The following is a 9725-nucleotide window of genomic DNA, read 5'->3' as shown; positions in this document are numbered from 1 at the left end:
CGCCGGCGACGCGGTCGCCTACGCGCTCGGCCGGCGCGCGGTCGGACGGTTCGGCCTTCCGCGTCGGGGTGCGGCCGCGGTCGCGTTCGACAGCGCGCGGCGGGCGCTCGGCCGGCGCGGTGGCGTCGCCGTGGTGGTGGGGCATTTCCTTCCCGGCGGACGGACGGCGACGACGCTGGCCGCGGGCTGGCTCGGGTTCCCGCGGCGGCGGTTCGGCGCGGCGAGCGCGGTGGCCGGCGTGTTGTGGGCGGCCTACCTGTGCGGGCTCGGGCGCCTCGGTGGCCTGGCGTTCGCCGACCGCCCGTTCCTCGGAGCGGTCCCCGGCGTCGTGTTCGGTGCCGTGGTCGCCGCGTCCCTGCGGCTGCGGAGCCGTCGGTCAGGCCAGGTCCTCGGCGGCGAGCAACCCCGACAGGCCGAGGAACGTGACGCCGGTGCCGACGTCGACGCGGCGCTGGGTGCGCGCGGTCAGGCCGGTTCCGCCGATCCGCCGCCCGGCACCGATGTACCCCAGGCCGACGATCGCCTCGATGCCGAGGTACACCAGGCCGAGCAGGGCGAGCTGGGCGGCGGCGTGGCCCGGCGAGCCACCGGTGAACTGGGGGAGCAGCGCGGCGAACAGCAGCAGCGCCTTCGGGTTGCTCAGCGCCACCAGGAACTCCCGGCCGCTGACCGCCCAGAGCCCGCTGGTGCGTAAACCGCTCGGCGTCACCGGCGCGGTGGCGCTGCGCGCGCCGCGCAACGTGCTCACGCCCAGCCAGGCCAGATAGACCACGCCGACCCACTTGATGACCTCGAGCGCGGTCGCCGACGTGGCCAGCACCGCACCCAGACCCCCCACCACGAGCGCGATCAGCACGACGAACGCCGCCAGCCGCCCGGCGAGCCCCGCGACGGCGTGGACCGTGCCGTACCGGACGGCGTTGCTGAAGCCGAGTAACTGGTTCGCGCCGGGGATCAACGACACCAGGATGACCGCGGGAAGGAAGCCGACCCAGTTGATGTGCACGCTCACAGTGTCGTCGACCGCCGCCGGACGAACTCGTCGGCCTCGAGGCGGCGGCCGGAGAGGCGGCCGGCCTCGTGGATCTCCTCGGCGGACATCCGCGGCACGATCAGGTGGGCCTCGTGGATGCCGTCGCCGCTGCCCACGTCGAGCAGGGCCAGGTACCAGCGCAGCGCCTGCACCAGGTCGACCGGCCCGCCGAACCCGTCGCGGTACCAGCAGGCCGCGGCGAACCGGCAGCCCTTCTCGCCCGCGGTCGCGCCGCGTACGTACCACCGCAGGGCTTCCTCGTCCTCGTCGAGCGCGCTCAGCCGGTTGGCGAGGTGGGCGTAGGCCGGGGTGATCCCCTGCTCGGCCGCGCTACGCAGCCACCGGATCGCCTCGGCCGGCTCCTCGGCGAGCAGCCCGACGTTGAACGCGGCGATGCCGTCGCCGGCCTCCGCGGCGAGCCGGTAGAGGTGCGCGGCGCGGGCCGGATCGGTGGACTGCACCAGGGAGCCGAGGCTGCGCCGGGCGACCGGATCCCCGTCGTCCGCGGCCCCGGCGAGCAGAGCCGTGCCGCCGGGGACGTCGTCGAGGAAGAACGCCAGCGCGACGCCCAGGACGCAGCGGGCCCGGGTGCTCGTCTCCGCGCGCAGCGCCGGCACCAGCGCGGCGAGTTCCGCGCGGGCGGCGGCGTGCAGGAACCAGTGCGCCGACTCGACGGGGTCGCGCGCGAGGAGCGTGCCGAGGTCGCGGTACGCCGCGGTCTCGCCGGCCGCGGCCGCCCGGCGCAGGTGCTCCTCGGCCCGGCGCGGCTCGACCGGGGTGCCCTGACCGGTGGCGTACATGACCCCGGCCATCCGGTGCGCGGCCGCGTCGCCGAGCCGCGCGGCGCGCCGGTACCAGTCGAGCGCGGTGGCGAGGTCGGGCTCGCCGAGCCGGTCGCCGGCGTGCAGAGCGCCGAGGTTGTAGGCGGCGTCGGCGCTGCCCAGCTCGGCGGCGCGCCGGTAGGAGTCGCGGGCCTCGGGGCCGTCGGCCGCCAGCTGGCCGAGCAGCAGGAGCGCGCGGGGATCGTCGCCGGCCCGCCGCAGGTGCCCGCGCGCGGCGGCGAGGTCGCCGCGGGTCGCGGCCAGCACGCCCAGGTCGTACGCGTCCCAGGTCATCGGCGGGCCGGGCCGATCGCGCGGTGGACGTGGACGACGTCGTCGGGCGCGGGGCCGCGCCATTTCCCGACGGTCGCGTCGAACTCGCACTCCACCGCACCGATCCTACGGTCTATTGAGCGACCGCTCAAAAAGGCGCAGACTGACGTCATGACCCCTGTGCGTACCGTCGGCTGCCGGATCGAGCAGCGAATTCTCGTCAACGTCCGGGTCGATCCGGACGTCGCGGCGCGGCTGCTGCCCACCCCGCTGCGGCCCCGCCTGGTCGGTGGGGCCGCGATCGCCGGCATCTGCCTGCTGTGGCTGGCGGAGATCCGCCCGGCCGGCCTCCCGGCCCGGTTCGGGCTGCGGAGCGCGAACGCCGCGCACCGCGTCGCCGTCGAGTGGGACGAGGGCCCCGAACCCCACCACGGTGTCTTCATCCCGCGCTCCCGGCACAGCGATTCGGCGTTCACCGCGCTGGCCGGCGGGCGGCTCTTCCCGGGCGTCCACGAGCGCGCGCGCCTCCACCGCGCGGCCGGGGCCGACCGGGTCGACGTCCGCCTGCTCGGCGCCACCGAGGTGACGCTCACCGGCTCGGTCGCCGACCGGTTGCCCCCGGACTCGGCCTTTCCCGACGTCGACGCCGCGACCGCGTTCTTCGCGCGCGACTCGACCGGCTGGTCGGCCGGGCGCCGGCCCGGCACGCTGGAGGGCGTCGAACTCGTCGCCGACCGGTTCGAACTCGCGCCGCTGGACGTCGAGGTGATGCACTCGACGTTCTTCGCCGACGTCGACCGCTTCCCGGCCGGCTCCACGCGGTTCGACAGCGCGCTGCTGATGCGCCCCACCGCCGCGACCTGGCGCGCCCTCACCCCGTGGCGCCTCGGCTCCGTCGCCGCGCGTGACGCCGCTCACGAACCTTGCCTCTGACGTCAACGTCAGGTTCTACCGTCGTGTCATGCAGATCAACGGATCCACAGTTCTCGTCACCGGTGCCAACCGCGGGCTCGGCAAGGCGTTCGCCGAGGCCCTGCTCGCCCGCGGTGCCCGCACCGTCTACGCCAGCGCGCGCCGCCCCGACCTGATCGACGTGCCCGGCGTCGTCCCGCTCCGGCTCGACATCACCGACGCGGCCTCCATCGACGCCGCCGCGGCCGAGATCGGCGACCTCGACATCCTGATCAACAACGCCGGCATCTCCACCGAGGCGCCCTTGCTCGGCGCGTCGACGGAGAACATCCGCCGCGAGTTCGACACCAACTTCTGGGGCACGCTCAACGTCACCCGTGCCTTCGCCCCCCGGCTCGCCGGCGGCGCGATCCTCAACGTCATCTCGGCGCTGAGCTGGTACACGTTCGCGCCCTCGAGCAACGGTTACGCCGCGTCCAAGGCCGCCGAATGGTCGCTCACCAACGGCGTCCGGCTCGAGCTGGCCGACCAGAAGACGCAGGTCACCGCCCTGGCCCTGGCCATCGCCGACACCGACATGATGGCCGGCGTGGACATCCCCAAGCTCCCGCCGCACGCGGTCGTCGCCCAGGCCCTGGACGGCCTGGAGGCCGGCGCGTTCGAGGTGGTCGCCGACGCGCCGACCGCGAACGTCAAGGCCTCCCTGTCGCGCGACCCCGCCCTCTTCTACGCGGACATCCCCGGCGCCCTCTTCAGCTGATCCGGGCGCACCCACCGGAGCCGGGCCGGCGCGTCAGGCGTCGAGGCCCGGCTCGGTGGGTTGGTGAGCGCGGCGAGAACGAGGCCTGGGAGCACGTGCCGGGGGCCGGTTCGGACCGTGTCCGTTCCGATCCGGTCGACGTGGCGGACGCCGACGCCGCCCGCGACCGGGTGGACACCGTCGCGGCCGAGTGCGGGCGCATCGACGTGCTGGTCGACCACGCCGGCATCCTCCGCGACAACCGCATCGAGAACATCTCCGTCGACGGCATCGGCTCCTCCATCCGCTGACGCCCCGCGTCGCGAGGGCCGGGAAAGAAGTTCGACGTCCGGTGATCCGATCGGGGTCCGGGCCGCGACAGTGTAGGCATGCGTGAGCTGTCCGACGTCGACCTTCTCGGCCTGGTGGCGGAGAAGGACGAGGCCGCGCTGCGCGAGATCGTGCAGCGTCACTCGCCGGGTTGCTGGTGCGGCTGCTGCGCCGGACCGCGGACCGGGACCTGGCCCACGAGGCGTTGCACGACACGTTCGTGGCCGTGTGGAAGCATCCGCGTTCCTTCCGCCGCGACGGCGACCTCGGGGCGTGGTTATGGGGCATCGCGATCCGGCAGCTGGTGAGCCGGCTCCGCAAGCGGGCGCACCCGACCCCGGTTCCCGGCCTGGACCTCTCCACGCTGTCGCCGACCGTGCGCAGCGCCGAGGACGAGCTGCTGCTCGCGGTCGAGCACGGCCCGGTGGGTGACGCGATGCGCGCGCTCTCGCCCGAGCTGCGTCAGGTGCTGCAGGCGACAGTGGTCGACGGCCTCACCACGAAGGAGGCGGCCCACCTGCTCGGGATCCCGCTGGGCACGGTGAAGAGCCGGGCGCGGGCGGCGAAGGCGCGGCTGCGCGAGCAGCTGATGAGCCGGGAGGCGTGGTCGTGAGCTGGCACGTGGACGAGCGGGTGTGGAAGGCGTACACCGCCGGGCGGCTGGACCCGGCCGCGGAGGCCTCGGTGGAGACGCACGTCACCGGGTGCGTGAGCTGCCGCGCGGCGGCCCACGACTACGCGGCGGCGGACACGGCGGAGACGGTCTGGGCCGGGGTGCGCGCGACGATCACCGCGCCGACGCCCTCCCTCCTGCACCGCGTCCTGCGGCGCCTGGGCGTCCGCGGTGACGACCTCGTTCTCCTGTCCGCCGGCGGCTCCCTCCTGGTGCCCTGGGCGGTGGCGGTGGCGGTCGGCTTCGCGATCGCGTGCGCGTGCGTGGTCGGGCTGGCCGGCCTCGACCCGGTGAACCAGGACGCGGTGTTCCTCGCGATGGCGCCGCTGGCTCCGGTGCTCGCGGTGGTGGTCTCGTACGCGGCGCTGGACCCGCTCCGCGACCTCACCGCACCCACCCCGTTCAGCAAGCTGCGGCTCGCGCTGCTGCGCACGGTCGCGTCGCTGGTGGTGGCGCTGCCGGCGACCGCGGCGATCGGGCTCGTCGTCCCCGGCCTCGGCGACCTCACGTTCCTCTGGCTCGCGCCGTCGCTCGGCCTGACGCTGGCCGCCCTGGTCCTGCTGACGTGGTGGGAGGCGCCGGTCACCGCCGCGATGGTCGTCTCGCTGTGGGTGGGCGTCGTCGTCGTCGTGCGGACGACCGGCACCGTCGACGTCCTCACGACCCCGGTCGTCCAGGCGGCGTTCGCGGTGGCCGGCCTGGTCCTCGCGGTGGCGTTCGTCCTGCGCACCTCGACGCTGCGGCTCCAGGGAGGCGAACAGTGAGTGCCACCGCGAGCCTCGACGGGGTGTCGAAGACCTACGGCCGGACGACCGTCGTGCGGCCGATCACGGTCGACGTCCGGCCCGGCATCGTCGGCCTGCTCGGCCCCAACGGCGCCGGCAAGACCACGTTCCTGCGTCTGCTCTCCACCGCGCTCCCGCCGACCACGGGCCGGATCACGATCGCCGGTTTCGACGTCACCGCGTCGCACGCCAACCGGGTGGCGGCGCGCCGCCGGCTCGGGTACTGCCCGCAGGAGGTGACGTTCCCGCGCGGCCTGACGGCGTTCGAGTTCGTCGACTACATCGCGGTCCTCAAGGAGTGGAGGGACACCGGCGCGCGGCACCGGGAGGTGCGGCGCGTGCTCGACCTCGTCGGCCTGGCCGACCGTCCGGCGATGAAGGTGTCCACGCTGTCCGGGGGCCAACGCCGCCGCCTCGCCGTCGCGCAGGCGCTGCTCGGCGCCCCGGAACTGCTCATTCTCGACGAGCCCACCACCGGGCTCGACCCCGAACAGCGCGCGTCCCTGCGTGGCCTCCTCTCGGGCCTCGCCGGGACGGTGCTCATCGCGACGCACCAGACCGAGGACGTCTCGGCCCTGTGCGATCGCGTGCTCGTCATCGACGCCGGAGTGATCCACTTCGACGGCACGGTGCCCGAGCTCCTGGCCACGGCAGCCGGCCGTGTCCACCTCGGACCGGCCGCCTCCCGCGGCGCGGTCCAGACCTGGAAGACCGGAACCGGGCTGGTCCGGTCCGTCGGGGGACAGCCCGCTCCCGACTCCTCCGTCGTCGACCCCTCGGTCGAGGACGCGTACCTGCTGCTCCGCTCGGCGGAGCGCACGACACAGGGAGTTGTCTGATGAGCGGGACCATCTCCGGCACGGGCTCGACGTTCGGCGTCCTCGCCCGGCGCGAGATCCGGAACTATCTGCGGGCCACGCTCTTCTGGTTCGGGGCGGCCCTCACCCTGGCCCCTCGGCGTCGCGATGCTCGTCGACCTGACCTCGAGCGGGTCCTACACGATCGTGCCGGCGGCGCTGCTGGGGGGTACTCGGCCTCGTCGTCCTGTTCGGGATGACCCGCCGGTCCGATCGGGCCGCCGAAGCGGCCGGTGCGGTCGCCGTCCCGGAGTCGACCCGGACCCTCGCCCTGGCCGGCCACCGTCGTGCCCCGGTCGGTCGCGGTGCTGTCCTTTCTCGCCGCGGTCGTCGCCTGGTACGTCCACGAGCCGGCCGGTTACGTCGTCCCGCCGGGTGTCTCGAACGCCTACGTGCGCGCCCAGATGTTCGGCGACGGCGTGCTGTGGGCCGTGGGCGGCCCGCTGCTCGGCCTCCTGCTGGCCCGCTACTTCCCGAAGCGCGGTATCGCCGCGCTCGTCCTCGGCGTGCTGACGATGACGCTCGGGTTCACCGACAGCGTCGTCAGCCCGGAGGTCTGCCCGGTCTGCTGACGCGTGGCACCGCAATTGATTCGCCCGGGCGTGCACGATGATCGGTAGGACGACCGGACGACGAGAAAGGTGAAGCGGTGACCGATACGGCAGCCCCTCCGGAGAGGCCCTCGCTCGAGGGCCTGGAGGAGAAGTGGTCCGATGCCTGGGAGGCATCCGGTCTCTATCGCTTCGAGCGGGCCGTATCGCGTTCGGACGTATTCTCGATCGACACGCCACCGCCCACCGTCAGCGGGTCACTGCACGTCGGGCACGTGTTCAGCTACACCCACACCGACATCGTCGCCCGCTACCAGCGCATGCGCGGCAAGTCGGTGTTCTACCCGATGGGCTGGGACGACAACGGCCTGCCCACCGAACGCCGGGTGCAGAACTACTACGGCGTCCGGTGCGACCCGTCGCTGCCCTACGACCCGGGCTTCGAGCCGCCGGCGAAGGCCCCGAAGCAGCAGCTGAGCATCTCCCGGCGCAACTTCATCGAGCTCTGCGAACGCCTCACCGGCGAGGACGAGAAACAGTTCGAGCACATGTGGCGCCGGCTCGGGCTGTCGGTGGACTGGTCGATGACCTACACCACGATCGGCGCCCGCGCCCAGCGGGCGTCGCAGACGGCGTTCCTGCGGCTCGCCCGGCGCGGCGAGGCGTACCAGTCCGAGGCGCCGACGATGTGGGACGTCACGTTCGGCACCGCGGTGGCCAACGCCGAGGTCGTGGACAAGGAGGTCAGCGGCAACTACTACACGCTGGCCTTCGGCGAGCCCGAAAGGAGCGTGCTGATCGAGACCACGCGCCCGGAACTGCTCCCGGCGTGCGTGGCCCTCGTCGCCCATCCCGACGACGACCGCTACCGCCACCTGGTCGGCACCGACGTCGAGACCCCGCTGTTCAAGGTCCGGGTGCCGGTCATCGCGCACCCGGCCGCCGCCCCCGACAAGGGCACCGGCATCGCGATGGTCTGCACGTTCGGCGACACCACCGACGTCCAGTGGTGGCGCGACGCGTCGCTGCCGACCCGCACGATCGTCGGCCGCGACGGGCGCGTGCTGCCGCTGGACTTCGGCGCGCTGCCCACCGCGGACGCCGCGGCGGCGCAGAAGCTGATGGACGAGCTCGCCGGCAAGACGATGTTCTCGGCGCGCGAGCTGCTGCTCGGACGCCTCGGTGAGGCCGGCGCGCTGCGTGGCGACCCGCGCCCCACCACCCGCCCGGTGAAGTTCTACGAGAAGGGCGACCGGCCGCTCGAGATCGTCTCGAGCCGGCAGTGGTTCATCCGCACCCTGGAGCACCGCGCCGAGCTGCTCGCCCGCGGCGAGGAACTGCGCTGGACCCCGCCGTACATGAAGGCACGCTACGACGACTGGGTGCGCGGCCTGAACGCCGACTGGCTGATCAGCCGCCAGCGGTTCTTCGGCGTGCCGTTCCCGGTCTGGTACCCGGTGTCCGCGGACGGCGAGCCGGACTACGCGCGTCCGATCTTCGCCGCCGAGGAGAGCCTGCCGATCGACCCGTCGGACGCCTGCCCGCCGGGCTACACCGCGGAGCAGCGCGGCGAGCCCGGTGGCTTCGTCGGCGACCCGGACGTCATGGACACCTGGGCCACGTCGTCGCTCACCCCGCAGCTGGTCACCGGGTGGCTCACCGACCCGGAGCTGTCCGCGCTGACCTTCCCGATGGACCTGCGCCCGCAGGCGCACGACATCATCCGCACGTGGCTGTTCGCCACCGTCGTGCGCTCGCACCTCGAGCACGACGTGCTGCCGTGGCGGAACACCGCGCTCTCCGGCTGGATCCTCGACCCCGACCGCAAGAAGATGTCGAAGTCGCAGGGCAACGTGGTGACCCCGACGCACCTGCTCGACGACTTCGGCGCCGACGCGGTGCGCTACTGGGCCGCGAACGGCCGGCCCGGCACCGACACCGCGTTCGACACCAAGCAGATGAAGATCGGCCGCCGGCTGGCCACGAAACTGCTGAACGCGACCCGGTTCGTGCTGGCGGTCCCGGAGGGCGGGGGCCCGGACAGCGGGGGAGCGGTCACCGAGCCGCTCGACCGGGCGCTCCTGGCGTCGCTCGACGCGGTGGTGGCCGAGTGCACGGCGGCCCTGGACGCGCTCGACTACACCACCGCGCTGGTGAAGGCCGAGCGGTTCTTCTGGCTCTTCTGCGACGACTACCTGGAGCTGGTGAAGGCCCGCGCCTACGAGGGCGGGGCGTCGGCCGCCGCGACGCTCCGGCAGGCGCTCGACGTCCTCGTCCGGCTCCTCGCGCCGTTCCTGCCGTTCGTCACCGAGGAGGTCTGGTCGTGGTCGCACGAGGGGTCGGTGCACCGGGCCCCGTGGCCCTCGGCGTCGGGCACCGACGGTGACCCCGAGCTGCTGGCCGTCGCGTCCGCGACGATCGCCGCGGTCCGCAAAGCCAAGTCCGCGGCGCGGCTGTCGCCGCGGACGGAGGTCGCGCGTGCCACGGTGACCGGCCCGTCCGAGGCCGCGTTCCGGGCCGTGGCCGACGACGTGCGCGCCGCCGCCCACGCCGCCGAGTTGAGCTTCGTGGCCGCCGACGAGGTCGTGGCCACCGTCGAGGCGTAGCGGGGGTCGGCACCCCGTCCGCGGCCCGGCGGACGGGGTGCCACCCGAAGTTCCCGGCAGCGGTGTAATCTTGACTCGTCGCCACTGCGCTGTCGTCGCGTACCGCCGCGGGGAAAGTCACCCGCCGCCACACCCTTCGCGCCCG

The 9725-nt window shown here is 73.8% G+C and carries 10 protein-coding genes and 1 pseudogene; 9 read left to right on the top strand and 2 right to left on the bottom strand.

Annotated features, from left to right (window positions below):
- Positions 1-262, top strand: a pseudogene (locus tag ABD437_RS42930) (DedA family protein); the annotation flags it as partial.
- 114 nt (positions 263-376) lie between these two features.
- Here ABD437_RS42930 and ABD437_RS01540 read toward each other — a convergent pair.
- A complete protein-coding gene (locus ABD437_RS01540) occupies positions 377-1006 on the bottom strand; it encodes a LysE family translocator (protein ID WP_344646886.1) in 630 nt (209 codons plus the stop codon).
- Positions 1007-1008: 2 nt separating this feature from the next.
- Positions 1009-2148 carry a tetratricopeptide repeat protein gene (locus ABD437_RS01535; RefSeq protein WP_344646885.1) on the bottom strand — a complete coding sequence of 380 codons (1140 nt, stop codon included), beginning with the start codon at positions 2146-2148 and terminating at the stop codon, positions 1009-1011.
- 150 nt (positions 2149-2298) lie between these two features.
- On the opposite strand from ABD437_RS01535, the gene ABD437_RS01530 reads away from it, so the two are divergent.
- The 8 genes from ABD437_RS01530 to valS all read left to right on the top strand — a co-directional run bounded on the left by ABD437_RS01530 (position 2299) and on the right by valS (position 9580).
- Positions 2299-3060 carry a YqjF family protein gene (locus tag ABD437_RS01530; RefSeq protein ID WP_344646884.1) on the top strand — a complete coding sequence of 254 codons (762 nt, stop codon included), beginning with the start codon at positions 2299-2301 and terminating at the stop codon, positions 3058-3060.
- Between the two features lie 28 nt (positions 3061-3088).
- Positions 3089-3799, top strand: a complete 711-nt coding sequence (locus ABD437_RS01525) for an SDR family oxidoreductase (protein ID WP_344646883.1) — start codon at positions 3089-3091, stop codon at positions 3797-3799.
- Between the two features lie 140 nt (positions 3800-3939).
- A complete protein-coding gene (locus ABD437_RS01520; protein WP_344646882.1) occupies positions 3940-4089 on the top strand; it encodes a hypothetical protein in 150 nt (49 codons plus the stop codon).
- 176 nt (positions 4090-4265) lie between these two features.
- Entirely contained in the window at positions 4266-4721 is a 456-nt protein-coding gene (locus tag ABD437_RS01515) for an RNA polymerase sigma factor (RefSeq protein WP_344646953.1), read from the top strand.
- Positions 4718-5545: a zf-HC2 domain-containing protein gene (locus ABD437_RS01510; protein ID WP_344646881.1), complete on the top strand. Its 828-nt coding sequence runs from the start codon at positions 4718-4720 to the stop codon at positions 5543-5545. Before ABD437_RS01515 ends, ABD437_RS01510 begins: the two co-directional genes overlap by 4 nt.
- A complete protein-coding gene (locus ABD437_RS01505; RefSeq protein WP_344646880.1) occupies positions 5542-6405 on the top strand; it encodes an ABC transporter ATP-binding protein in 864 nt (287 codons plus the stop codon). Before ABD437_RS01510 ends, ABD437_RS01505 begins: the two co-directional genes overlap by 4 nt.
- A gap of 305 nt (positions 6406-6710) precedes the next feature.
- Positions 6711-6995 carry a hypothetical protein gene (locus tag ABD437_RS01500; RefSeq protein WP_344646879.1) on the top strand — a complete coding sequence of 95 codons (285 nt, stop codon included), beginning with the start codon at positions 6711-6713 and terminating at the stop codon, positions 6993-6995.
- Positions 6996-7072: 77 nt separating this feature from the next.
- A complete protein-coding gene (valS, locus tag ABD437_RS01495; RefSeq protein ID WP_344646878.1) occupies positions 7073-9580 on the top strand; it encodes a valine--tRNA ligase in 2508 nt (835 codons plus the stop codon).
- The last annotated feature ends 145 nt before the right edge of the window (positions 9581-9725 follow it).

Origin of the sequence: Cryptosporangium japonicum (assembly GCF_039524755.1) — a bacterium.
Taxonomy (GTDB): domain Bacteria; phylum Actinomycetota; class Actinomycetes; order Mycobacteriales; family Cryptosporangiaceae; genus Cryptosporangium; species Cryptosporangium japonicum.
The sequence above is the reverse complement of the archived record's forward strand: the minus strand, read 5'-3'. Positions and strand labels throughout refer to the sequence as shown.

What these genes read in the sequence shown, in the direction of transcription:
- ABD437_RS01525 (WP_344646883.1), top strand. Translation starts at nt 3,089, where the DNA reads ATGCAGATCAACGGATCCACAGTTCTCGTCACCGGTGCCAACCGCGGG.
- ABD437_RS01535 (WP_344646885.1), bottom strand. Translation starts at nt 2,148, where the DNA reads ATGACCTGGGACGCGTACGACCTGGGCGTGCTGGCCGCGACCCGCGGC.
- ABD437_RS01530 (WP_344646884.1), top strand. Translation starts at nt 2,299, where the DNA reads ATGACCCCTGTGCGTACCGTCGGCTGCCGGATCGAGCAGCGAATTCTC.